We start from the raw sequence: 21,577 nt of genomic DNA, 5'->3' as shown, positions 1-21,577 counted from the left end.
GGCGTCGTTCGGACGCGCAGTGGGGAACCGCCTCAAGAGCCGTGCGCGTGGCCGCACACCGGGCAATCCGGCTGACGTCCGATGCGCATCGTGTTCCATTCCATTCGCAGCGAATCGAGCATCGTCAGGCGGCCCACGAGCGGCGTGCCGATTGCGCCGATCACCTTCAGCGCTTCGGCAGCCTGCATCGAACCGATGATGCCGACCGTCGGCGCGAACACACCCATCGTCGAGCAGGCGACTTCCTCGAACGGCTGGTCTTCGGGAAACACGCACGCGTAGCATGGCGACGCTTCGTCGCGGAAATCGAAGGTGCTGATCTGGCCGTCGAAGCGCAGCGCCGCGCCCGACACGAGCGGCACGCGATGCTTGACGCACGCGCGGTTGATCGCGTGACGCGTCGCGAAGTTGTCGGTGCAATCGAGCACGACACTCGCGTGCGGCACCTCGCGATCGAGCCATGCATCGTCGACGCGCTCGGCGACCGCGCTGACGACGACCTCGGGATTGATCTGCGCGAGCGTGTCGCGCCCGGACTCGACCTTGCTGCGTCCAACCGACGCGCTGACGTGCAGGATCTGGCGCTGCAGATTGGTCAGGTCGACGGTGTCGGCATCGACGAGCGTCAGACGGCCGACGCCCGCCGCCGCGAGATACATTGCGGCCGGCGAACCGAGCCCGCCCGCGCCGACGACGATCGCGTGGGCGTCGATAAAACGCTGCTGCGCCTCGATGCCGATTTCGTCGACGAGGATATGGCGGGAGTAGCGAAGGAGTTGATCGTCATTCATGGCGGGGCGCGTGGTGTGTCGCTATGTCGCGGTGTCGCGCAAGGAGAGGCAGGCCGGAGGGCCGCGGCGCGCATTCGTGGCTGTTATTTTAATCGCGCGGGGAGGGTGGCTGCTGCGGCTTGCCGTGAGACGCCGCCGGTTAAGCGGCGGCCTGTGCTGAAACTGCTGCGGCGTGTCTTCGCAGACTATCGTGCTGCGAAGACACGCGCGGGTTCGCTGCTTATTGGCCAGCTTATTTGCCGGCTTACTTTCCAGCGGGAGCCGGTGCCGAAGCCGGCGCCGGTCCCGATGCGCCCGGCACCGGTTGCGTCGGCTTAACCGCGACCGGCGCGGAGGCCGACGTGCCCGGCTTGTTCTGCGCGAGACGGCGTTCCATCAGCGATTTGGATTCCTGAACCGGCTTGCCTTCGAGCTTGCCGACCGCCTGTTGCATCATGAAGTCGTCGTTGGAACCGAACTCGACCGGCTTGCGTTCGCGTTCCTTCTGGCGCTGCTCCGGCGTCTTCTTGTCGTTCTGCTCTTCGAGCTGACGCAACTGCTCCATGCGCTCCGACTCGCGCTGCTCGGCTTCCTTCTTCTCGTTCGGGTCCTGCGTGTTCGCAAGGTGATTCGAGTAGTCGACTTCGCGAGTGACGAGCGCGTCGTCCGGATCGCCGTCCGCGTATTGATCGACCGGAAGGTCGGGGCGGATGCCCTTGTTCTGGATCGAACGGCCGCTCGGCGTGTAGTAATACGCGGTGGTCAGGCGCAGCGCGGTGTCCGCCGTCATGGGGCGTACGGTTTGCACCGAACCCTTGCCGAACGTGGTCTTGCCGAGAATCAGCGCGCGGTGCTGATCCTGCAGCGCGCCCGCGACGATTTCCGATGCCGACGCCGAGTAGGCGTTGGTCAGCACGATCATCGGCACGGTCTTGAAGATGGCCGGGACGTCTTTCAGCGGATCGCTGTCGAACGATTGCAGACGGTAGTTATCGTAGGTGTCGCGATAGATCTGCTTCGAATCCGGAATCTGGCCGTTGGTCGACACCACCACCGAATTCGGCGGCAGGAACGCGCCCGCGACGCCGACCGCGCTTTGCAGCAAACCGCCGCCGTTGTTGCGCAGGTCGAGGATGAGGCCCTTCAGGTTCGGCTCCTGGCGCGCCAGATCCTGCAGCTTGGCCGCGAGGTCAGGCGTGGTGCGTTCCTGGAAGCTCGTGATGCGCACGTACGCGAAGCCCGGCGCAACGATCTTGCCCTTCACCGACTGAACCTTGATGATCGCGCGCGTGACGGTCAGCGGGAACGTGCGGTCGTCGGTCTTGCGGAAGATGGTCAGCGTGACCTTGGTGCCCGGCTCGCCGCGCATCTGCTTGACCGCCTGGTCGAGCGTCATGCCGCGCACGGGCTTGTCGTTGATGCGCGTGATCAGGTCGCCCGGACGGATGCCGGCGCGGAACGCGGGCGTGTCTTCGATAGGCGAAATCACCTTGATTAGGCCGTCTTCCGACGAAATTTCGATGCCGAGGCCCGCGAAGCGGCCCTTGGTCTGCTCCTGCAGCTCTTCGTAATCGGTCTTGTCGAGGTACGACGAGTGCGGGTCGAGGCTCGACACCATGCCCTTGATCGCGGAAGTGAGAAGCTTCTTGTCGTCGACCGGTTCGACGTATTCGTGCTTGATCTGCCCGAACACTTCGGCGAAGAGCCTGAGCTGGTCTAGCGGCAGCGGGGCGACCGCGGCGCTAGCGGGTTGCTGGGCCGAAGCGGAGAATTGCAGGGTGGCAAGGACACCGGTAGCAAGGCCCACGGCAATCAGGCCGATATTTTTCAGGTTCTTTCGCATAGAGTCTATTGCGGTCGGAAGCGCGTGGCAGCGTCGATAAAGATTGGACGGACAAGTATAACTGCACACCCGCCTGCTCAGGGCGCGGTGCAGGCAATCGTGCTTCGACAGTACGGGAAGGTCCTGGTTCTTGCGAACCGGCCCGCGGCTGGCGGGCCGTGCGATACGCCGCGCGGCACAATACAGTTTTTCCTGCCGGGCCGGTTGTCTCCGTGCGGCCCCGGGCCTTCCCGTGGCGTGGGGCCGCGGCCGGAAACGCGCGATCAGCCCGCCTTGCCTTGGCTCGCGACCGCGGCTTGCGCTTTTGCGATCGCGTCCTGGTCGCCGAGATAGTAGTGCTTGATCGGCTTCAGATCTTCGTCGAGTTCATAGACGAGCGGCACGCCGTTCGGGATGTTCAGGCCGACGATGTCGCTGTCCGAGATGTTGTCGAGGTACTTGACCAGCGCGCGGATCGAGTTGCCGTGCGCGGCGATCAGGATGCTGCGCCCAGACTTGATGGCCGGCGCAATCGACTCGTTCCACAGCGGCAGCACGCGCGCGACCGTGTCTTTCAGGCACTCGGTCAGCGGCAGTTGCTCGCGCGGCACCTTGGCGTAGCGCGGATCGGTGTACGGCGCGCGCTCGTCGGTCGGCTCGAGCGCGGGCGGCGGCGTGTCGTAGCTGCGGCGCCAGACCAGCACCTGCTCGTCGCCGAATTTGGCTGCCGTTTCGGCCTTGTTCAGACCCGACAGCGCGCCGTAGTGGCGTTCGTTCAGGCGCCATGAATGCACAACGGGCAGGTACATCAGATCCATCTTGTCCTGCACGTGCCACAGCGTGCGGATCGCGCGCTTGAGCACCGACGTGTAGGCGATGTCGAACGTGTAGCCCGATTCCTTGAGCAGCACGCCCGCCTGCTGCGCCTCGAGGCTGCCCTGCTCGGTGAGGTCGACGTCGATCCAGCCGGTGAAGCGGTTTTCCTTGTTCCACGTCGATTCGCCGTGGCGGATGAGAACGAGTTTGTACATAAGAGTTGCCGGTCGGTAGTGAGGAAGCGGTCTCGCGCTGTGCGGCGCCTTCGGCGGCGCATCGCCATCGCGTCAAACGGTTATTTTATAATGGTCGGGTTGACCTTTTCGATTTCTCTCTTTCCGGCGGATCTTCCGTGAAGTTTTTCACCGAATACACAAACCTTGTCCTGATCGCAATCGTCCTTATCTCTGGTGGGTTGCTGCTGTGGCCGACCATCAGTCGGCGTGGACGTGGCGGCCTGTCGGCCGCTGAAGCCACCCAACTGATCAACCGGCGCAACGCGGCGGTCATCGATCTGCGGCCGTCCGCCGACTACGCCAAGGGGCACCTGCCCTCGGCACGGCATTTCGAATTCGCGGAGTTGCAGGCGAAAGTCACGCAACTCGCGAAGAACAAGAGCAACCCGGTGCTGCTGGTATGCCAGACCGGCCAGCAGTCGAACAAGGCCGCACGTATCGTGCAGGAAGCGGGATACGCGGAAGTCCATGTTCTCGAAGGCGGCGTCGACGCCTGGCAGAAAGCCGGTATGCCGGTTGTGAAACAAGGAGCAGCCAAGTGAACAAAGTGATCATGTACAGCACCCAGGTGTGCCCGTATTGCCAGATGGCCGAACGTCTTTTAAAGTCGCGCGGCGTCGAGCAGGTTGAAAAAGTACTGATCGACAAAGACCCGGCCCGCCGTGAGGAGATGATGACCCGGACCGGGCGTCGCACGGTGCCGCAGGTGTTCATCGGCGAGACGCATGTCGGCGGCTATGATGACCTTTCCGCGCTCGATCGCGCGGGCGGTCTGACGCCGCTGCTCGAAGCAGCCTGAGTTCGCGCGTTTCGCGCCGCGCGAGCGGGCGGACCACTCGATAAGCCGACGCGTGCGCGCTCCTCGTGGAGCCGGCGAGCCGGCGCAATAATCTGGCGGCCCATGCGTGCATCGGCCGCCGCCACGCATACCTATCAGGAATCACCATCATGTCCGACGAGAATAACCAGCCGTTCTTCAACATCCAGCGCATCTATCTGAAGGACATGTCGCTCGAGCAGCCGAATTCGCCGGCAATCTTCCTCGAGCAGGAAATGCCGTCGGTTGAAGTCGAAGTCGACGTGAAGGCCGAGCGCCTCGCAGAATCCGTGTTCGAAATCCTCGTGACGGGCACCGTTACGGCCAAGGTGTCGGACAAGGTCGCGTTCCTGATCGAAGCGAAACAGGCCGGCATTTTTGACATTCGCAACATTCCTGCCGAGCAGATCGATCCGCTGGTTGGCATCGCCTGCCCGACCATCCTGTTCCCGTACCTGCGCTCGAACATCGCCGACGCGATCACCCGCGCCGGTTTCCCGCCGATCCACCTCGCCGAGATAAACTTCCAGGCGCTGTACGAGCAGCGTCTCGCGCAAATGAGCGCGGCCCAGCAGGGCGACGGCGCGGCGCAAAGCGGCGTCACGCATTAAGGCGCCGCGGGCCGTGCCGGCTATGAAGGTCGCCGTTCTCGGCGCTGGCGCGTGGGGCACCGCCCTCGCCGGCCATCTGGCCGTCAGGCATGACACGGTGTTGTGGGCGCGCGAGTCCGCGCTCATCACCGAGCTTTCCACTTCGCACGAAAACGCCCGCTATCTGGCGGGCGTCGCGTTGCCGCCCGCGCTCCGCTGCGAAGCGGATCTCGGTGCGGCGCTCGATCACGCGCTCGCCGACGATGCGCTGTGCGTGATCGCGACGCCGGTGGCTGGCCTACGCGGTCTGTTGCGCGCGATGCGCGATGCGGGCAAGGTGCCCGCGCATATCGTGTGGCTGTGCAAGGGGTTCGAAGCGGATTCGCAGTTGTTGCCGCACCAGGCGGTCGCGGCGGAATTGCCCGAGCATGCGAGCAACGGCGTGTTGTCCGGACCGAGCTTCGCCCGCGAAGTCGGACAGGGACTGCCGGTTGCGTTGACGATCGCGAGTTCGTCGGCGGTGTGCCGCGAACGCACGGTCGCGGCGTTCCATCACGGTGCGATGCGCATCTATACCGGCGACGACGTCGTCGGCGTCGAAGTGGGCGGCGCGGTGAAGAACGTGCTCGCGATCGCGACGGGCATCGCCGATGGCCTCGGCCTCGGCCTCAATGCACGCGCGGCGCTGATCACCCGCGGACTCGCCGAAATGTCGCGTCTTGGCGTGACGCTTGGTGGGCGCGCGGAAACCTTTACCGGGCTGACCGGCCTCGGCGATCTGATCCTGACCGCGACCGGCGATCTATCGCGCAACCGCACCGTGGGCTTGCAGCTCGCCACCGGCCGCACGCTCGACGACATCCTCGGCGGCCTCGGTCACGTGGCCGAAGGCGTGCGCTGCGCGAAGGCGGTCCTTTCGATCGCACGCGCCCATGCAATCGAAATGCCGATCACCCAAGCGGTCTGCGCGGTGCTGTTCGACGGCGTGGCGCCGCGCGATGCGGTCAGCGCGCTGCTGCGGCGCGATTCGAAGGCCGAATAAAGTCTTTTCTTTCAGCCGTTTAGCGCAAATTCGCGTTGAACGGCTGCCTCACCTGGCTGTCCACTTCTTGAGCGAGACTCAGGTCAGCGAGGTTTTCATGCCCACCTTCAATCTCAGTCACGGCACGTGCACGCTCGAAGCGCGCGTGGTCGATATCACGACGCTCGCCGTCGATGCGATCGTCAATGCCGCGAATACTTCGCTGCTCGGCGGCGGCGGTGTGGATGGCGCGATTCATCGCGCGGCCGGCAAGGAGTTGCTGCGCGAATGCGAAACGCTCGGCGGCTGCGCGACCGGCGACGCCAAGATCACCGCCGGTTATCGGCTGCCCGCGAAGCATGTGATCCATGCTGTCGGTCCAGTGTGGCGCGGCGGCGCGCACGGCGAAGCCGACCTGCTCGCATCGTGCTATCAGCGCTCGCTCGAAGTCGCGCACGAGACTCGTTGCACGAGCATTGCGTTTCCCGCGATCAGTTGCGGCATCTACCGTTTCCCCGCCGACTATGCGGTGAGCATCGCGGTCGGAACCGTGCTCGACACGTTGCCGCGCACACCCCACATGAAGCACGTGATGTTCGCGTGCTTCGACGACACGATGTTCGCGCGCTACGAGGCCGAACTCGAACGCCGTCAGGCGCCGCCCTCGAAGCCGGCCTGACGCCACGCTTCGAACACCACGACCGCCACCGTGTTCGACAGATTCAGACTGCGATTGCCAGGGCGCATCGGCAGACGCACGCGCTGTTCGTTCGCAAAGCGCTCGAGCACCGTATCGGGCAGACCGCGCGTTTCGGCGCCGAACACGAACCAGTCGCCCGGTCGAAAAGCGTGGTCGTGAAAGCGCCCCGAGCCGCGTGTGGTGAACGCGAACATGCGCGACGGGTCGGGCGTTTCTTTGGCGATGAACGCGTCCCAATCGGTGTGCACGTTCATTTCCGCATACTCGTGATAGTCGAGGCCGGCGCGCCGCATCTTGGTGTCGTCGAGAGGGAAGCCGAGCGGCTCGATCAGGTGCAGTCGGGCGCCGGTATTCGCGCACAGGCGAATCACGTTGCCGGTGTTGGGCGGAATTTCCGGTTCTACGAGAACGACGTTGAACATAAGGGGACCACGTAAAAGCTAGTTTTTCGGAGTGCGCAACGCGACGAAGTTCGTGACCCGCCGCGCGCCGGCCGCCTTCAGCGTATGCGCGAGCGCTTCGAGCGTCGCGCCGCTCGTCATCACGTCGTCGACGATGCCGACGTGCAGGCCGCGCACCGGGCGCGCGACACGAAACGCGCGGCCGACGTTGTGCCGGCGCGCATCGAGATCCAGGCGCGATTGCGGCGCGGTGTTTTGCGTTCGTTCGAGCAGCGTCGCGTCGCTGCGCACGTCGAGCGCCCGGGCAAGCGGCCGCGCAATCTGCCAGGCCTGGTTGTAGCCACGCTCGACCAGACGGCGACCGGCGAGCGGCACTGGCGCAATCACGTCGGGCCGCTCGGCCGCGTCGTGCCAGTTGTCCTGAGCAAGCCACGCGAGACGTTGCGCGAAATCGCGCGCAAGCATCAGCCGGGCGCGGAATTTCAGGCCGACCGCGAGGGTATCCAGCGGCGCGCGATAGTCGGCGAGCGCGAAGCTCGCGTCGAACGGCGGCGGCTCGGCCACGCAATCCGCGCAACGATATTGCGCCTGAGCGACCCAGCGTGACGCCGGCAACGGCACCGCGCAAACGGTGCAGCGCAGGCGGCTCTCGTTCCAGTAGGCCGCGTCGCAACCGTCGCACAGCGTCTTATGCGACATATTGCCGCACAGCGCGCACAGGTTCGGCAACGCGACGTTCAAAGCCCGCGGCCATGCCGAATGCAGACCACGCACAAAACGCGCGGCCTGATTTCGACACGACGAAGAAAATGACTGGAATCGCACGGGTGACTGCCGCTGAATGCCGTTCACGCTGAATGGAGGGGAACGAACGAGTATACTTCGAGCTCACGCCAGCACGACACACATGTCCCCAACATCCGCTCAATCTGGCCGTCCGGCCTACGATTCACGGCGCCTCAGGCGTATTTTCGACCGTCGCGCCGCTACCTTCGACGAGGTTGCATTCCTGCCGCGCGAGATTGCGCAGCGCATGCGCGAGCGTCTCGATTACATCAAGGTGGCGCCCTCGAGCGTGCTCGACGCCGGATGCGGTGCGGGCGAAGACATCCCCGCATTGCGCGCGCGCTTTCCCGAGGCGCCGGTGTTCGGCGCCGATCTGTCGCATGGCATGCTGCGCCGCGCGCTGCGTCACGATGCCGGCGACACCAGTTGGCGACGCTTTCTTCCCGCCTCGCTCGGCAAGGCGCTCGGCGCGCGTGGCCCGCGCTTCGCGCAAGCCGATTTCTCCGCGCTGCCATTCGCGGCCGGCGCATTCGAATTCATCTGGTCCAACCTTGCGCTGCACTGGCACTCGCGGCCCGATCTGGTCTTTCCCGAATGGCAGCGGGTGTTGAAGGTCAACGGCCTGCTGATGTTCAGTACGCTCGGCCCCGATACGCTGAAGGAATTGCGCGGTGCCTACGCCGAGATCGAGGCTGCGCACGGCGTCGCGTCGCGCAAGCATGTGATCGACTTCGTCGACATGCATGATCTCGGCGACATGCTCGTCGAGGCCGGCTTCGAGATCCCGGTGATGGACCAGGAGACGCTGACGATCACCTACAAGTCGCCCGAGTCGCTGCTCGCGGACGTGCGCCGCTGGGGTGCATACCCGTTCGAGCGCGATGCGCATGACGGCGCGCTTGCGCGTCGGTTGCACAAAGCCCTGCTCGCCGCGCTCGAAGCGCGCCGGCGCGCTGACGGCACGATCGCGCTGACCTTCGAGGTGATCTACGGACACGCATGGAAAGCCGTGCCGCGTACCACGGCCGAAGGACATGGCATCGTGCGGCTCGAGGACATCGGACGAGGTCCGGGCAAGCGTGGGTAGCAGATTGCGGCGCGGTCATCAACTGCTTGCCGACGGTGCGGTTGACGTGTTGCAAAAGCGGTAAAGAGGACTTCCGTTATGCCTGGGATTTGCCCTCCGAAAGAGCCGCAAAATGCCGGGCAAAATGGCGCGAAGGCTTGTCGCGCCGGGCTTGTGGGCCGATCGGGGCTTGCTTGTCGATGCTATGGATCGCGCCTATAATGCGTCAGTTTGTCGCCCGACGTTCCCACATTTGGGGTGGCAAGCCTGAGGCGCAGGGCTGCAAAATGAAGTGATGCTGTAGGGGTTGGCGCGGTCGCGAGTGATGCTGTACACAGTGATACGAGCGGCGGCCGCGAGATGCATCCGGAAGTAAAAGAAGGCAGGCCGGACGCGACGATTCGCAGGAGGCAGCGATGGGCGCATCAGATCATCTGCTGGCGGATTCAGAACCGGTCCTCAGGGACTGGACCATGAAGCGCAACTGTTCGATATCGCCGCGGCAGTTCGTTTGTCTGTACGCGTCGCTTGCGTTGTTCTCGTTGGCAATTGCATTCATTCTGGTTCTGATCGGCGCCTGGCTGGTGTTGCCGTTCACCGGAATCGAATTGCTGGCGGTAGGTATCGCGTTTGCAATATATGCGCGTCATGCTGTCGATTACGAGCGCATCCGGTTGTTTCCGAACCGGCTCGTGATCGAGCAGGTCAGCGCCGAGCAGATTACGCAGTTCGAATTCAATCCGCGCTGGGTGCGGATAGAGCCGGGCGCAACGCCGCGCGATCAGATCAAGCTGGTCTCGCGCGGGCAGACGATCATGATCGGGCAACATCTCGCGCAAAATCGGCGCGCGCAGTTCGCAGGCGAGCTGCGAATGTGGCTGGCACGTTGTTAGATGGTGCCGGACACGCGGCGTTCAAGGGGGCGCGACACGCTGCCAGCGGGGTCGAGGGGTTTGAATGGAAAATTTGGGTAAGGAAGCTATGAAAACAATCAAGCGAGCGCTCATGAGCGTGCTGGCGACGAGCGGACTGCTTTTCGCCGGTGCCGCCCTGGCAGTGGGCGATGCTCCGGGCGGCCCAGCCGTCAACGCGATCAATCTCCAGCCGCCTGCATCGAGAATCGCTCAGGAGCTGTTCGACCTCCACATGTTCATGCTGCTCCTTTGCACCGTGATCTTCGTCGGTGTATTCGGTGTGATGTTCTATTCGATCTTCGCGCACCGCAAATCGAAGGGCCACCAGGCAGCCAATTTCCACGAGAGCACCACCGTCGAAATCATCTGGACGATCGTGCCGTTCATCATCGTCGTGTTGATGGCGCTGCCCGCTACCAAGGCCGTCGTCGCGATGAAGGACACCTCGAACGCCGACCTCACGATCAAGGTCACCGGCTACCAGTGGAAGTGGGGCTACGACTACGTGAAGGGTCCGGGCGAGGGCATCGGCTTCCTGTCCACACTCGCCACGCCGCGCGCGCAAACCGAAGGCCGCGAGCCGATCTCCACGCTGTATCTGCAGGAGGTCGACAACCCGCTCGTGGTGCCGGTCAACAAGAAAATCCGCATCATCACCACTGCCAACGACGTGGTCCACTCCTGGTACGTGCCGGCCTTTGGCGTGAAGCAGGACGCGATCCCCGGCTTCGTGCGCGACACGTGGTTCAAGGCTAACCGCACCGGCACGTTCCGCGGCTTCTGTACCGAGCTGTGCGGCAAGGAACACGCGTTCATGCCGGTCGTCGTCGAAGTCCTGTCCGACGACGACTACGCCAAGTGGGTCGACACGGAGAAGAAGAAAATGGCCGCCGGCCAGGACGATCCGAACAAGACCTATACGATGGCCGAGCTGATGGAGCGCGGCGGCAAGGTCTACGCGGCGAACTGCGCGGTCTGTCACCAGCCGACCGGCAAGGGCGCGGGCGCATTCCCGGCGCTCGACGGCAGCAAGATCGCCAACGGTCCGATCGGTCAGCACGTAAGCCTCGTGCTGAAGGGCAAGAATGCGATGCCTTCGTGGGCGCCGACGCTGAATGACGTCGAAATCGCCTCGGTGGTCACGTACGAACGGAACTCGTGGGGCAACCACACGGGCGACATCCTGCAGCCGAAGCAGGTCACCGAAGCGCGCAACGGCAAGCTGCCCGAAGGCGGCGACCATCTGGCCGAAGCGGGTGCCGCGGCAAGCGGCGCCGCTGCGGCATCGGGTGCGGAAGCGGCTTCCGCACCGGCGGCTGCATCGGGCAATGACGCTGGCGCGGCTGCTGCGAATAGCGCAGAGGCCACGCTGCCGGCGAGCATCTACTTCGAGACCGGCAAGAGCACGCTGCCGGCCGACGCGAAAGCGGCGGTCGACGCGGCCGCGGCCTACGCGAAAGCGCATCCGGACGCGAAATTCACGCTGTCGGGCTTCACCGACGCAACCGGCTCCGCCGACGTCAACGCGAAGCTCGCGAAGAGTCGTGCCGAGGCCGTTCGGGACGCACTGAAAGCAGCCGGCATTGCCGAAGACCATATTATTTTGAAGAAGCCGGAAACGATCACCGGCGGCACCGACGCGAAGGAAGCCCGGCGCGTTCAGATCAGCCCGGCAGCCTGACGTGTTCATGGTCAGCACCGCAGAATTCGCTTTAGGAGATATTCATGTCTAGCATCGGACACGATGTAGTCGCGGGCCACGAGCACGTGCACGGCGACCATGCCCACGAAACGCCGCACGGCTGGCGCCGTTGGCTGTTCGCCACCAACCACAAGGACATCGGTACGCTGTACCTGATCTTCTCGTTCACCATGTTCCTGTCCGGGGGCGTGATGGCGCTGATGATCCGTGCCGAACTGTTCGAGCCGGGCCTGCAGATCATGCGTCCCGAGTTCTTCAACCAGTTGACCACCATGCACGGGCTGATCATGGTGTTCGGCGCGATCATGCCGGCGTTCGTCGGCTTCGCGAACTGGATGGTGCCGCTGCAGATCGGTGCATCGGACATGGCCTTCGCGCGGATGAACAACTTCAGCTTCTGGCTGCTGCCAGTCGCGGCTGTTCTGCTGGTCGGCTCGTTCTTCTCGCCAGGCGGCGCGACCGCCGCGGGCTGGACGCTGTATGCGCCGCTGTCCACGCAGATGGGCCCGGGCATGGACTTCGCGATTTTCGCGGTCCACCTGATGGGTGCGTCGTCGATCATGGGCGGTATCAACATCGTCGTGACGATCCTGAACATGCGCGCACCCGGCCTCACGCTGATGAAGATGCCGATGTTCGTCTGGACGTGGCTGATCACCGCGTACCTGCTGATCGCCGTGATGCCGGTTCTCGCGGGCGCGATCACGATGGTGCTGTTCGACCGTCACTTCGGCACGTCGTTCTTCAATGCGGCAGGCGGCGGCGACCCGGTCATGTACCAGCACATCTTCTGGTTCTTCGGGCACCCCGAGGTGTACATCATGATCTTGCCGGCCTTCGGGATCGTCTCGCAGGTGATTCCGGCGTTCTCGCGCAAGCCGCTGTTCGGCTATAGCTCGATGGTGTACGCAACGGCGTCGATTGCGATCCTGTCGTTCATGGTCTGGGCGCACCACATGTTCGTGACCGGCATGCCGGTGACTGGCCAGCTGTTCTTCATGTACGCGACGATGCTGATCGCGGTGCCGACCGGCGTGAAGGTGTTCAACTGGGTCGCGACGATGTGGCGTGGCTCGCTGTCGTTCGAAACGCCGATGCTGTTCGCGGTGGGCTTCCTGATCGTGTTCACGTTCGGCGGTCTGTCGGGCCTGATGCTCGCGATGGCGCCGCTCGACATCCAGTATCACGGCACTTATTTCGTGGTCGCGCACTTCCACTACGTGCTGGTGGCGGGGTCACTGTTCGCGCTGTTCTCCGGGTGGTACTACTGGGCACCGAAGTGGACCGGCTGGATGTACAACGAAACGCGCGGCAAGATTCACTTCTGGGCGTCGATGTTCTTCTTCAACCTCGCGTTCCTGCCGATGCACTTCGTCGGTCTCGCGGGCATGCCGCGTCGCTATGCGGACTACCCGGCACAGTTCACAGACTGGAACCAGGTGATCTCGATCGGCGCATTCGGCTTCGGTCTGTCGCAGGTCTACTTCCTGTTCGCGGTGGCGCTGCCGGCGTACCGTGGTGGCGGTGAGCTCGTAGAGGCGGGCGACAAGCCGTGGGACGGCGCAACGGGCCTCGAGTGGACCGTGCCGAGCCCGGCTCCGTTCCACACGTTCGAGCATCCGCCTACCGTCGAATAAGCCTCTCCCGGCGAAGTGCCGGGTTCCGGCGGCGCGACACATGCCGCTACCGGAACCGGGCGCTTCGCGAGGCGGCCGCAGTCGGGCGGTCTCACCAGTCAAGAACCGTATTCAGAAAGTCGAGCATGACGCGCAATCCACAGGAAAGACGTACGCCGGAGCAGATTCGCGCGGGCAACAGGCGGATAGGGTTGGTGATGTTCGCGATCGCCGCGGTGTTTTTCGCGAGCGTCATTGTGAAGCAGTGCTGGTTCAGCTAACGCCGCAGTCGCAGTCCGTATGCAGGTTTGTTGAGGATTCAGATGTCGACGCAACCGCCGGCCGAGGCCGACCGCTCTTTCAACCGTTCGATGCTGATCAAGCTGTTCGTCGTCGCTTTGATGATGTTCGGTTTCGGTTTCGCGCTGGTGCCGATGTATCGCGCGATCTGCCAGATCACCGGCGTGAACAACCTCGTGCAGCGCGACGTTTCGGCGCGCGAGGCGAGGAATACGCAGGTCGACATGAGCCGCACGATTTCGATCGAATTCGATGCGAACGCGCGCGGCCTGTTGGGTTTCAAGCCGGAGCAGCGCAGTCTCGACGTGCATCCGGGCGAAGTGACGACCGTCATGTACGACGTCAGCAACGGGCAGTCGCGCACGATCCGTGCGCAGGCGATTCCGAGCTACGCGCCGAAGCAGGCGACTGAGTACTTCAGGAAGATCGAGTGTTTCTGTTTCACGCAGCAGACGTTGAGCGCGAACGAGACGAAGCGGATGCCGGTGGTGTTCGTGGTCGATCCGAAGTTGCCGAAGGACGTGAAGACGATCACGCTGTCGTACACGTTTTTCGAGTTGAACACGCCGGCGGCGGCAAGCGCGGATGACGCGGCGCCGAAGGCAAATTCAGTGAACAACGCGGCAGCCACTCCCGCGAAGCCGGCCTGAAGCAGCTTTGACGGCGCGAGCCACGGACGAACGAAGGAAGACGAAGCGAGATGAACGATAACGGCGGCAGTCCGCGCAAGAGCAGTTTCGGTCAGTCGATGCGCGCGGTGTTCTGGTCGTTTTTCGGCGTGCGCAAGCGCCGCGATCTCGAGGCGGACGCGACGCAGCTGAACCCGCTGCATGTGATCGTGGCGGCGCTGATCGGCGCGGCGGTCCTGATCGGGGTGCTGATTCTGGTCGTGCGCCTCGTGGTCGGTTGAGGCAGTAGCAGGGCACAGCAGCACAGAAGAGCCCGCGAATTAGAGAGAAGCGGTGCGGTATCGACGCGCCGCCGAAGATACAGCCGGAGATTCCGGAACAACTGGACTGAAGTGGAGAATCAAGAATGAGCGGTCAAAACGAGAGCCCGTACTATTTCGTACCGCATCCGTCGCGGCATCCGATCAGCGCCGCTACCGGGTTGCTGGTCATGCTCGGATCGCTTGCGGCCTGGATCAATGACCACACGTGGGCGCCGCTCGGCGTGCTCATCGGTCTCCTGTGGCTGCTCTTTACGCTGTGGCACTGGTTCGGCGACGCGATCGCCGAATCGGAAGGCGGCATGTACGGCAAGAACGTCGACCGCTCGTACCGCTGGAGCATGAGCTGGTTCATCTTCTCCGAAGTGATGTTCTTCGGCGCATTCTTCGGCGCGCTGTTCTATGCTCGCGAAATCGCGATGCATCAGTTGGGCAGCCTCGACTACAAGCTGATCTGGCCGGACTTCACGGCAGTGTGGCCGAACAACGGCCCGGCCGAGCTCGTGGGCACCTACAAGTCGATGCAGCCGTGGCCGGTGCCGACCATCAACACGGCGCTGCTGCTGTCGTCGGGTGCGACGCTGACGGTGTCGCACCACGCGCTGCGCGACAACCATCGCAAGAAGGCGATCGCGTGGCTCGCGGCGACCCTCGTGCTGGGCGTGTGCTTCCTGTTCCTGCAGGGTTTCGAATACTTCCATGCATACCACGAGCTGAACCTCACGCTGGCTTCGGGCATCTATGGTTCGACGTTCTTCCTGCTGACCGGCTTCCACGGCTTTCACGTGTTCCTCGGCGGCACGATGCTCGCCGTCGTGCTGGCGCGCCTGATTCGTGGCCACTTCACGCCGGAACATCACTTCGCGTTCGAAGGCGCGGCCTGGTACTGGCACTTCGTCGACGTCGTGTGGCTCGGTCTGTACGTCGTCGTGTACTGGCTGTAATGCGGTCAGACCCGCGCGCGCTGCTCGTCGGCGCAGGCGCGGGACGTGCGCGCAACACCTGTCAGGCGGCGCGCACGAGCAGTATGCAAGGATGAATGCAGCGCCGCCCTCGACCTGTCAGGGCGGCGTTTTGTTTAGTGGCGTGAAAATTTTGCCGCCGACGCTTTGCGCCGGCGATCTATCCGCGAGCGTCAGCGCCCGTACGGAATCCCGGTCGACTGAATCCAGCCCATCCAGTGTGCGAACAGGATGAACAGGAACAGCGAGATCGACAGGCCCACGCGCGTAGCGAGCGACCAGACCATCCGCTTGGTCTTGCCTCTGTCGTGCATCATGAAATACAGCGCCGACACCATGCTGGCGATGATCAGAGCAAAGGCGATGGGAACGATAATGTGCATGGAACCAACTGAAACCGGAAAGCGCAGTGGCAAGACGCCCATTATCGCACCGCGCGCGGGCGTCTGCCGCAGGTTCCCGGCGGCCCTGCACGCGATGACGGAGTACCTGCAATGAAGTTTCGCCTGATTCCCGTGCTGCTGATCCTGCTGGTCGTCGTCGTGACGGTGCGGCTCGGTTTCTGGCAGCGCGATCGTGCGCATCAGAAGGAAGCGCTCGAGGCGCGCATCACGCAGTTCGAAAACGCGCCTGCGCTGCCGGTCAGCGCGGCGCCGCTCGCCCTGAAAGACGTGGAGTTTCATCGGGTGAAAGCGCGCGGCAGTTTCGTCGCGGACAAGGTCGTGTACCTCGATAATCGTCCGTATAACGATCAGCCGGGCTTTTACGTCGTGATGCCGTTTAAACTCGCCGACGGCGGCTACGTGCTCGTCAATCGCGGCTGGCTGCCCCTCAACCTGAGCAATCGCGAGACCATCGCGCCGTACACGACGCCGTCGGGCGAGCTCGAGATCGAAGGGATTGCGCGAGCCGACGCGTCACGCGCGTTCGAACTCGGCGAGGGCGGATCGGCCGCGCATCAGCTGATCCGGCAGAATCTCGATGTCGCCGCGTACGCGGCGGAGACCGGATTGCCGCTGCAATCGTTCGTGATCCAGCAGATCGGCGACGCGCACGACGGTCTCGTGCGCGACTGGCCCGCGCCGACCACCGGCGTCGAGCGCAACTACGGCTACATGCTGCAGTGGTGGGGCATGGCCGCCGCGGCGCTCGCGTTCGGTCTGTATGCGGCGCGCCGCGCGGGCAAAAAAGAACACGCGCCGGGCGCGTGAGGCACGCAAGGCACGGCTCGCCGTCGTCCAAACATTGAAAGAGGTTCCGTAGTGTCGACTCATACTCCCCGTTCGCCGGAAGTTGGCAAACCCGCTGGCAAAGCCGCCGGCAAACCCGCCGGCAAACCCGCCGGCAAACCCGCCGCGGCCAGGCCGATGCCCGGCCAACCGAACGGCCCGGGCTCGTGGCGGCGCGGCCGCTGGGTGCTGCTGCTGCTCGCGGTGATCTGTGCGGCGCCGATCGTGATCTCGTACTTCATGTACTACGTCATCAAGCCGACCGGCGGCAGCACGAACTACGGCGCGCTGATCGACCCGCAACGGCCGATCCCCGACTCGCTCGTGGTCACCGGCGAGGACGGTAAGCCGCTGAAGCTCGCGTCGCTGCACGGCCGCTGGCTGATGATCTCGGTCGACAACAGCGCGTGCGACAAAGCCTGCGTGACAAAGCTGTACTTCATGCGACAAATCCGCGCAGCGCAAGGCCCGGAACGTGAGCGCGTCATGGAGGTGTGGCTGCGCACCGATGCGGACAAGGTCGCCGATGTGATACAAAGCGCCTACCCCAACACCGACATGCTGATCGCCGATCCGGCGCAGGTTGCCGCGTGGCTGCCCGCCGACACCGGCACGCGGATCACCGACCACATCTACCTGGTTGATCCGAACGGCAATCTGATGATGCGTTTTCCGAAAGACGCGAACCCGAGCAAAATAAAAGGCGACCTGACCAAGCTGCTCAAGTGGTCGACCATCGGCTGATGCCGCAACCTGGGTAAATGAGATGTTCGTATTGCAACTGGGCCTGATCGGCTTGTGTATCGCGTTGCTGCCGCTGTCCTACGTATGGGTCAAGGCCGACGACAACAAATTCCGCAAGCTGGTCTGGCTCACCACCTTCCTGACGCTCGATCTCGTGATGTTCGGCGGCTTCACGCGCCTCACCGATTCGGGCCTCGGCTGCCCGGACTGGCCCGGCTGCTACGGCACGTCGTCACCGTTCATCGCACACGCGGCGATCTCCGCCGCCTATCATGCGATGCCGAGCGGCCCCGTCAGCATGACGAAGGCGTGGATCGAAATGATCCACCGCTACTTCGCGATGGCGATCGGCGTGCTGATCATCGCGCAGGCGATCATTGCGTGGACGGCGCGCATCAAGCGTCGTCCGCTGCACGTGTCACCGTGGTGGCCGACTTCGCTGCTGCTCCTGATCGTCGTGCAAGGCGCGTTCGGCGCGTGGACCGTGACGATGAAGCTGCAGCCGATCATCGTGACCACGCATCTGCTGCTCGGCCTCGCGCTGCTCGGCACCCTCGGCTGGCTCGCGGCGCGCTTGACGCCGCTGCCCGCCTACGAGCCGGAAGCCGCGCGCTGGCGCGCGGCGGCGCTCGCGGGTCTTGGACTGCTGGTACTGCAGATCGCGCTCGGCGGCTGGGTCAGCACGAACTACGCGGTGCTCGCGTGCACCGACTTCCCGACCTGCAACGGCCAATGGATTCCGCCGATGGACTTCGCGCACGGCTTTCACCTGTGGCGCGCGCTCGGCATGACCGGCGACGGCGACGTGATCACGCAGGATGCGCTGGTCGCGATTCACTGGACGCATCGCACGTTCGCGTTCGGCGTGATCGCCTATCTGGTGTGGTTCGCGGTGAAGATGCGCCGCTTCGAGTCGCTGCGGCGACCCGCCAACGGCGTGCTGCTGGTGGTGCTGATCCAGTTCATCACCGGCTTGTCGAACATCGTGCTGCAATGGCCGTTGCCGATCGCGGTCGCCCATAACGGCGGGGCCGCGATCCTGCTGCTATTGCTCGTTATGTTAAACTTTCGAATCGCTTATAGCCGTCCCGGCCGCGCTGCGATCCCTGCGCGCGAAGCCGCGCCAGCGTGACTCACATGGACAGCACAACACTCTCCCAATCGCCCGGCAGCCGGGTCTCCCAATATCTCGCACTGACCAAGCCGCGTGTTACGCAGCTCGCGGTGTTCTGCGCGGTCATCGGCATGTTCCTGTCGACGCCGGGCATGGTGCCGTGGACCGTCCTGATCGGCGGCACCGTCGGCATCTGGCTGTTGGCCGGTGCTGCGTTCGCGATCAATTGCCTCGTCGAGCAGCAGATCGACGCGAAAATGCGCCGCACGTCGTGGCGTCCGTCGGCGCGCGGCGAAATCACTACCCGGCAAATCCTGCTGTTCTCGGCCGTGCTCGGCGGCCTCGGCATGTGGACGCTGTACACGTTCGCCAATCCGCTGACCATGTGGCTGACGCTCGCCACGTTCGTCGGGTATGCGGTCATCTATACGCTGCTGCTGAAGCCGGCCACGCCGCAGAACATCGTGATCGGCGGCGCGTCGGGCGCGATGCCGCCGGCGCTCGGCTGGGCAGCGGTCACCGGCCACGTGCCCGGCGACGCATGGATCCTGGTGTTGATCATCTTCGTATGGACACCGCCGCATTTCTGGGCGCTCGCTCTCTATCGCCGCAAGGACTACGAAAACGCCGGCCTGCCGATGCTGCCGAACACGCACGGCGAAAAGTACACGCGCCTGCATATCCTGCTCTACACGGTCATTCTGTTCGCGGTCACCCTGATGCCGTTCATCTCCGGCATGAGCGGCGTCGTGTATCTCGCGGCGGCGGTGCTACTGGGCGCAGTGTTTCTCGCGTATGCGTGGAAGATCTACCGGGAGTATTCGGACGAGCTCGCGCGCAAAACCTTCCGTTATTCGATCGTCTATCTGTCGCTGCTGTTCGCCGCGCTGCTGATCGACCACTATGCGCGCGTCGTAATCGGCGCGTAACACCATGCTCAACAACCGCTTTGCGCGCGTCGCGCGCGCCGCTGTGATCGCTTGCGCGCTCGGCGCGGCGGTGGGCGGCACACTGCTGATGACCGGTTGCGGCAAGCAGCCGCCGGCTTTTACGAATCTCGACATCACCGGCAATACACAATTCGCCAGCGATTTCTCGTTGCCCGACACGTCCGGCAAGATTCGCACGCTTGCCGACTACAAAGGCAGGGTCGTCGTGCTGTTCTTCGGCTATACGCATTGCCCGGACGTCTGCCCGACGACGATGGCCGAGCTGTCACAGGCGTTGCAGCAACTTGGCCCGGAAGACGCGAAGCGTGTGCAGGTGCTGTTCGTCACACTCGACCCCGAGCGCGACACCCCGCAGTTGCTCGCGCAATACGTGCCGGCGTTCAATCCGAGCTTCGTGGGCTTGCGTCCTGCCAGCGAAGAGCAACTCGCGAAGCTCGCGAAAGACTTCCGCGTCTACTACGCGAAGGTGCCGGGCAAAACGCCCGACAGCTACACGATGGACCACACGGCCGCGAGCTATGTGTTCGACACGGACGGCAAGCTGCGTCTGTTCGCGCGCGATGGTCAGGGCGCGACGCCGTGGGTGCACGACTTCAAGCTTTTGCTCGATTGACGCGTATCGCAGGCGGCTTTTTGTCGCGCCGCCGCTTATGCGTCCTCGCGTCGATCTCTTCTTCGCAACTCGCGCTCAAACCGGGGTCGGCAGATTCATCCCCGGCGCGATACGCGTTGTCTTGAACTCCGTCACCTCGTAGCGCGCGAGCTGTTGCTCGGCGAACGGATCGCTCGCGAGAATGCGATCCAGCCTGTCGCGCTCGATACGCACTGCGAGGATGATGCCGCCGTCGCGCGGCACTTTCGGCCCAGCCGCGACGAAGATGCCAGCGTCGAACTGCTTGGCGAGAAACGCGCGATGCGCGTCGAGCGCGTCGTCGATACGATCGAGCGGGGCGGTGTAGATCAGGTTGATCACATACATGGTCGTTCTCAGTGTCGGTTGAGTGGGCCGTGCGAGGCCACGGCTCCGGATTATCGGTTAGCCGCCGTTTTGCGTCGCGCTAGCCAGCACGCTCGCGCTCTGCATATCCATATGCGCTAAGGGTATTTTCCAAACTTGCCGCCCATATGAAACAATTTAGGGCTTGGCCGACGGCGCACCAGCAGGAACCGGAGCGCCGCCCATTTTCATCCGGCTCCGGCACCGATCGGGGCCATCGACTCAAACGTCGAACCGCAACAGCGAGAAACACATGCAGCGCAGAAATATCCTCAAAGCCCTCACCGCAGTCGTCGCCGGTGCGGCGATCCTGACCAGCTTCGGCGCGCACGCCGACGACAAGGTCATCAAGGTCGGCACGATCGGCGGCCCGGACGCGCAGATCTGGGAAGTCGTCACCAAGGTTGCGAAGCGCGAAGGCTTGAACGTGAAGGTCGTCGAGTTCAACGACTACATCCAGCCGAACGCCGCGCTCGATGCCGGCGACCTCGACGCCAACAGCTTCCAGCACCAGCCGTACCTCGATAGCCAGACCAAGCAGCGCGGCTACAAGCTCGTCACCGCGGGCCTCACGTACATCTCGCCGCTCGGCGCGTACTCGAAGAAGCTGAAGTCGCTGAAGGATTTGCCGCAAGGCGCGAAGGTCGCGGTACCGAACGATCCGTCGAACGAAAATCGCGCGCTGCTGTTGCTGCAGGCGCAAGGCCTGATCAAGCTGAAGGATGGCGCGGCCACGGGCGGCAACAACGCGACGCCGCTCGACGTCGTCGACAATCCGAAGAAGATCAAGTTCGTCGAGCTCGACGCTGCGCAACTGCCGCGTTCGCTCGCCGACGTCGATGCTGCCGTCATCAACACGAACTTCGCGCTGGCCGCTGGCCTGCAGCCGACCAAGGACGCGATCGCGCTCGAAGACATCCACAGCCCGTACGCGAACCTGATCGCCGTGCGCACGAAGGACAAGGATCAGCCGTGGGTGAAGAAGCTGGTCGCAGCGTATCAGTCGGAAGACGTGCGCCAGTTCATCAAGACGCAGTTCAAGGGTTCGATGGTGCCGTCGTTCTAAGCGACGCGT

26 protein-coding genes are annotated in these 21,577 nt (G+C 63.8%); 19 read left to right on the top strand and 7 right to left on the bottom strand.

Annotation, left to right across the window (positions count from 1 at the left end):
- Positions 1–32: 32 nt before the first annotated feature.
- The 3 genes from AB3X94_RS10710 to gpmA all read right to left on the bottom strand — a co-directional run bounded on the left by AB3X94_RS10710 (position 33) and on the right by gpmA (position 3,623).
- Entirely contained in the window at positions 33–791 is a 759-nt protein-coding gene (locus tag AB3X94_RS10710; RefSeq protein WP_176109662.1) for a molybdopterin-synthase adenylyltransferase MoeB, read from the bottom strand.
- Positions 792–1,035: 244 nt separating this feature from the next.
- The gene (locus AB3X94_RS10705; protein WP_176109661.1) at positions 1,036–2,613 is read right to left on the bottom strand and encodes a S41 family peptidase; all 1,578 of its coding nucleotides are present in this window, start codon (positions 2,611–2,613) and stop codon (positions 1,036–1,038) included.
- 263 nt (positions 2,614–2,876) lie between these two features.
- A complete protein-coding gene (gpmA, locus tag AB3X94_RS10700) occupies positions 2,877–3,623 on the bottom strand; it encodes a 2,3-diphosphoglycerate-dependent phosphoglycerate mutase (RefSeq protein WP_176109660.1) in 747 nt (248 codons plus the stop codon).
- 137 nt (positions 3,624–3,760) lie between these two features.
- On the opposite strand from gpmA, the gene AB3X94_RS10695 reads away from it, so the two are divergent.
- From AB3X94_RS10695 to AB3X94_RS10675, 5 genes are all read left to right on the top strand, one after another.
- Positions 3,761–4,186, top strand: a complete 426-nt coding sequence (locus tag AB3X94_RS10695; protein ID WP_013088271.1) for a rhodanese-like domain-containing protein — start codon at positions 3,761–3,763, stop codon at positions 4,184–4,186.
- On the top strand, positions 4,183–4,443 hold the full coding sequence (gene grxC, locus AB3X94_RS10690; protein ID WP_062125843.1) for a glutaredoxin 3: 261 nt from the start codon (positions 4,183–4,185) through the stop codon (positions 4,441–4,443). The genes AB3X94_RS10695 and grxC overlap by 4 nt, the downstream gene beginning before the upstream one ends.
- Before the next feature lie 149 nt (positions 4,444–4,592).
- Positions 4,593–5,072 (top strand): protein-export chaperone SecB, encoded by a 480-nt coding sequence (gene secB, locus AB3X94_RS10685; protein WP_176109659.1) that lies wholly within the window; start codon positions 4,593–4,595, stop codon positions 5,070–5,072.
- A 22-nt stretch (positions 5,073–5,094) separates the two neighbouring features.
- On the top strand, positions 5,095–6,093 hold the full coding sequence (locus AB3X94_RS10680) for an NAD(P)H-dependent glycerol-3-phosphate dehydrogenase (RefSeq protein ID WP_176109658.1): 999 nt from the start codon (positions 5,095–5,097) through the stop codon (positions 6,091–6,093).
- Between the two features lie 97 nt (positions 6,094–6,190).
- The gene (locus tag AB3X94_RS10675) at positions 6,191–6,751 is read left to right on the top strand and encodes an O-acetyl-ADP-ribose deacetylase (protein ID WP_176109657.1); all 561 of its coding nucleotides are present in this window, start codon (positions 6,191–6,193) and stop codon (positions 6,749–6,751) included.
- On the opposite strand, the gene trmL is transcribed toward AB3X94_RS10675, so the two are convergent.
- Positions 6,724–7,194, bottom strand: coding sequence for a tRNA (uridine(34)/cytosine(34)/5-carboxymethylaminomethyluridine(34)-2'-O)-methyltransferase TrmL (trmL, locus tag AB3X94_RS10670; RefSeq protein ID WP_176109656.1), 471 nt, complete (start codon positions 7,192–7,194; stop codon positions 6,724–6,726). The genes AB3X94_RS10675 and trmL overlap by 28 nt on opposite strands.
- A gap of 18 nt (positions 7,195–7,212) precedes the next feature.
- The gene (locus AB3X94_RS10665; RefSeq protein ID WP_176109655.1) at positions 7,213–7,998 is read right to left on the bottom strand and encodes a ComF family protein; all 786 of its coding nucleotides are present in this window, start codon (positions 7,996–7,998) and stop codon (positions 7,213–7,215) included.
- Between the two features lie 82 nt (positions 7,999–8,080).
- Here AB3X94_RS10665 and AB3X94_RS10660 point away from each other — a divergent pair, with 82 nt between their 5' ends.
- The 8 genes from AB3X94_RS10660 (at position 8,081) to AB3X94_RS10625 (ending at position 15,450) form a co-directional block, all read left to right on the top strand.
- Positions 8,081–9,046 (top strand): methyltransferase domain-containing protein, encoded by a 966-nt coding sequence (locus AB3X94_RS10660; protein ID WP_176109654.1) that lies wholly within the window; start codon positions 8,081–8,083, stop codon positions 9,044–9,046.
- Positions 9,047–9,441: 395 nt separating this feature from the next.
- Positions 9,442–9,918: a DUF2244 domain-containing protein gene (locus AB3X94_RS10655; RefSeq protein WP_176109653.1), complete on the top strand. Its 477-nt coding sequence runs from the start codon at positions 9,442–9,444 to the stop codon at positions 9,916–9,918.
- A 64-nt stretch (positions 9,919–9,982) separates the two neighbouring features.
- Positions 9,983–11,620 carry a cytochrome c oxidase subunit II gene (gene coxB, locus AB3X94_RS10650; RefSeq protein ID WP_176109652.1) on the top strand — a complete coding sequence of 546 codons (1,638 nt, stop codon included), beginning with the start codon at positions 9,983–9,985 and terminating at the stop codon, positions 11,618–11,620.
- Positions 11,621–11,664: 44 nt separating this feature from the next.
- Entirely contained in the window at positions 11,665–13,278 is a 1,614-nt protein-coding gene (gene ctaD / locus AB3X94_RS10645) for a cytochrome c oxidase subunit I (protein ID WP_176109651.1), read from the top strand.
- 125 nt (positions 13,279–13,403) lie between these two features.
- Positions 13,404–13,538: a cytochrome oxidase small assembly protein gene (locus AB3X94_RS10640; protein WP_217709958.1), complete on the top strand. Its 135-nt coding sequence runs from the start codon at positions 13,404–13,406 to the stop codon at positions 13,536–13,538.
- 42 nt (positions 13,539–13,580) lie between these two features.
- On the top strand, positions 13,581–14,207 hold the full coding sequence (locus tag AB3X94_RS10635; RefSeq protein WP_176109650.1) for a cytochrome c oxidase assembly protein: 627 nt from the start codon (positions 13,581–13,583) through the stop codon (positions 14,205–14,207).
- 50 nt (positions 14,208–14,257) lie between these two features.
- Complete coding sequence (locus AB3X94_RS10630; protein WP_018419310.1) at positions 14,258–14,467, top strand: DUF2970 domain-containing protein; 210 nt, start codon at positions 14,258–14,260, stop codon at positions 14,465–14,467.
- Positions 14,468–14,592: 125 nt separating this feature from the next.
- Positions 14,593–15,450 (top strand): cytochrome c oxidase subunit 3, encoded by an 858-nt coding sequence (locus AB3X94_RS10625; RefSeq protein ID WP_176109649.1) that lies wholly within the window; start codon positions 14,593–14,595, stop codon positions 15,448–15,450.
- A gap of 191 nt (positions 15,451–15,641) precedes the next feature.
- Here the strand turns inward: AB3X94_RS10625 and AB3X94_RS10620 are convergent, their stop codons facing one another.
- A complete protein-coding gene (locus AB3X94_RS10620; protein ID WP_233828068.1) occupies positions 15,642–15,851 on the bottom strand; it encodes a twin transmembrane helix small protein in 210 nt (69 codons plus the stop codon).
- 111 nt (positions 15,852–15,962) lie between these two features.
- Here AB3X94_RS10620 and AB3X94_RS10615 point away from each other — a divergent pair, with 111 nt between their 5' ends.
- The 5 genes from AB3X94_RS10615 to AB3X94_RS10595 all read left to right on the top strand — a co-directional run bounded on the left by AB3X94_RS10615 (position 15,963) and on the right by AB3X94_RS10595 (position 20,118).
- Positions 15,963–16,679: an SURF1 family protein gene (locus tag AB3X94_RS10615; protein ID WP_368611476.1), complete on the top strand. Its 717-nt coding sequence runs from the start codon at positions 15,963–15,965 to the stop codon at positions 16,677–16,679.
- Positions 16,680–16,835: 156 nt separating this feature from the next.
- Positions 16,836–17,441 carry an SCO family protein gene (locus AB3X94_RS10610; RefSeq protein ID WP_368611490.1) on the top strand — a complete coding sequence of 202 codons (606 nt, stop codon included), beginning with the start codon at positions 16,836–16,838 and terminating at the stop codon, positions 17,439–17,441.
- A 22-nt stretch (positions 17,442–17,463) separates the two neighbouring features.
- Entirely contained in the window at positions 17,464–18,573 is a 1,110-nt protein-coding gene (locus AB3X94_RS10605; protein ID WP_368611475.1) for a heme A synthase, read from the top strand.
- Between the two features lie 5 nt (positions 18,574–18,578).
- Entirely contained in the window at positions 18,579–19,484 is a 906-nt protein-coding gene (gene cyoE, locus AB3X94_RS10600) for a heme o synthase (RefSeq protein WP_176109645.1), read from the top strand.
- 4 nt (positions 19,485–19,488) lie between these two features.
- Positions 19,489–20,118 carry an SCO family protein gene (locus tag AB3X94_RS10595; RefSeq protein WP_368611474.1) on the top strand — a complete coding sequence of 210 codons (630 nt, stop codon included), beginning with the start codon at positions 19,489–19,491 and terminating at the stop codon, positions 20,116–20,118.
- A 75-nt stretch (positions 20,119–20,193) separates the two neighbouring features.
- Here AB3X94_RS10595 and AB3X94_RS10590 read toward each other — a convergent pair whose 3' ends face one another.
- On the bottom strand, positions 20,194–20,484 hold the full coding sequence (locus tag AB3X94_RS10590; protein WP_368611473.1) for a YciI family protein: 291 nt from the start codon (positions 20,482–20,484) through the stop codon (positions 20,194–20,196).
- 271 nt (positions 20,485–20,755) lie between these two features.
- Between AB3X94_RS10590 and AB3X94_RS10585 the strand changes: the two genes are divergently transcribed.
- Positions 20,756–21,568, top strand: coding sequence for a MetQ/NlpA family ABC transporter substrate-binding protein (locus AB3X94_RS10585; RefSeq protein WP_176109642.1), 813 nt, complete (start codon positions 20,756–20,758; stop codon positions 21,566–21,568).
- Positions 21,569–21,577: the final 9 nt, after the last annotated feature.

Origin of the sequence: Paraburkholderia sp. BR10923 (assembly GCF_040948765.1) — a bacterium.
Lineage (GTDB): Bacteria > Pseudomonadota > Gammaproteobacteria > Burkholderiales > Burkholderiaceae > Paraburkholderia > Paraburkholderia youngii.
Note: the sequence above shows the minus strand (reverse complement) of the source record. Positions and strands in the feature narration are given on the sequence as shown.

Bases quoted from the DNA above. Each gene is read 5' to 3' on its own strand.
- AB3X94_RS10710 (WP_176109662.1), bottom strand. From the start codon at position 791: ATGAATGACGATCAACTCCTTCGCTACTCCCGCCATATCCTCGTCGAC.
- AB3X94_RS10705 (WP_176109661.1), bottom strand. From the start codon at position 2,613: ATGCGAAAGAACCTGAAAAATATCGGCCTGATTGCCGTGGGCCTTGCT.
- gpmA (WP_176109660.1), bottom strand. From the start codon at position 3,623: ATGTACAAACTCGTTCTCATCCGCCACGGCGAATCGACGTGGAACAAG.
- secB (WP_176109659.1), top strand. From the start codon at position 4,593: ATGTCCGACGAGAATAACCAGCCGTTCTTCAACATCCAGCGCATCTAT.
- AB3X94_RS10680 (WP_176109658.1), top strand. From the start codon at position 5,095: ATGAAGGTCGCCGTTCTCGGCGCTGGCGCGTGGGGCACCGCCCTCGCC.
- AB3X94_RS10675 (WP_176109657.1), top strand. From the start codon at position 6,191: ATGCCCACCTTCAATCTCAGTCACGGCACGTGCACGCTCGAAGCGCGC.
- trmL (WP_176109656.1), bottom strand. From the start codon at position 7,194: ATGTTCAACGTCGTTCTCGTAGAACCGGAAATTCCGCCCAACACCGGC.
- AB3X94_RS10660 (WP_176109654.1), top strand. From the start codon at position 8,081: ATGTCCCCAACATCCGCTCAATCTGGCCGTCCGGCCTACGATTCACGG.
- AB3X94_RS10655 (WP_176109653.1), top strand. From the start codon at position 9,442: ATGGGCGCATCAGATCATCTGCTGGCGGATTCAGAACCGGTCCTCAGG.
- coxB (WP_176109652.1), top strand. From the start codon at position 9,983: ATGGAAAATTTGGGTAAGGAAGCTATGAAAACAATCAAGCGAGCGCTC.
- ctaD (WP_176109651.1), top strand. From the start codon at position 11,665: ATGTCTAGCATCGGACACGATGTAGTCGCGGGCCACGAGCACGTGCAC.
- AB3X94_RS10640 (WP_217709958.1), top strand. From the start codon at position 13,404: ATGACGCGCAATCCACAGGAAAGACGTACGCCGGAGCAGATTCGCGCG.
- AB3X94_RS10635 (WP_176109650.1), top strand. From the start codon at position 13,581: ATGTCGACGCAACCGCCGGCCGAGGCCGACCGCTCTTTCAACCGTTCG.
- AB3X94_RS10630 (WP_018419310.1), top strand. From the start codon at position 14,258: ATGAACGATAACGGCGGCAGTCCGCGCAAGAGCAGTTTCGGTCAGTCG.
- AB3X94_RS10625 (WP_176109649.1), top strand. From the start codon at position 14,593: ATGAGCGGTCAAAACGAGAGCCCGTACTATTTCGTACCGCATCCGTCG.
- AB3X94_RS10620 (WP_233828068.1), bottom strand. From the start codon at position 15,851: ATGCACATTATCGTTCCCATCGCCTTTGCTCTGATCATCGCCAGCATG.
- AB3X94_RS10615 (WP_368611476.1), top strand. From the start codon at position 15,963: ATGAAGTTTCGCCTGATTCCCGTGCTGCTGATCCTGCTGGTCGTCGTC.
- AB3X94_RS10610 (WP_368611490.1), top strand. From the start codon at position 16,836: ATGCCCGGCCAACCGAACGGCCCGGGCTCGTGGCGGCGCGGCCGCTGG.
- AB3X94_RS10605 (WP_368611475.1), top strand. From the start codon at position 17,464: ATGTTCGTATTGCAACTGGGCCTGATCGGCTTGTGTATCGCGTTGCTG.
- cyoE (WP_176109645.1), top strand. From the start codon at position 18,579: ATGGACAGCACAACACTCTCCCAATCGCCCGGCAGCCGGGTCTCCCAA.
- AB3X94_RS10595 (WP_368611474.1), top strand. From the start codon at position 19,489: ATGCTCAACAACCGCTTTGCGCGCGTCGCGCGCGCCGCTGTGATCGCT.
- AB3X94_RS10590 (WP_368611473.1), bottom strand. From the start codon at position 20,484: ATGTATGTGATCAACCTGATCTACACCGCCCCGCTCGATCGTATCGAC.
- AB3X94_RS10585 (WP_176109642.1), top strand. From the start codon at position 20,756: ATGCAGCGCAGAAATATCCTCAAAGCCCTCACCGCAGTCGTCGCCGGT.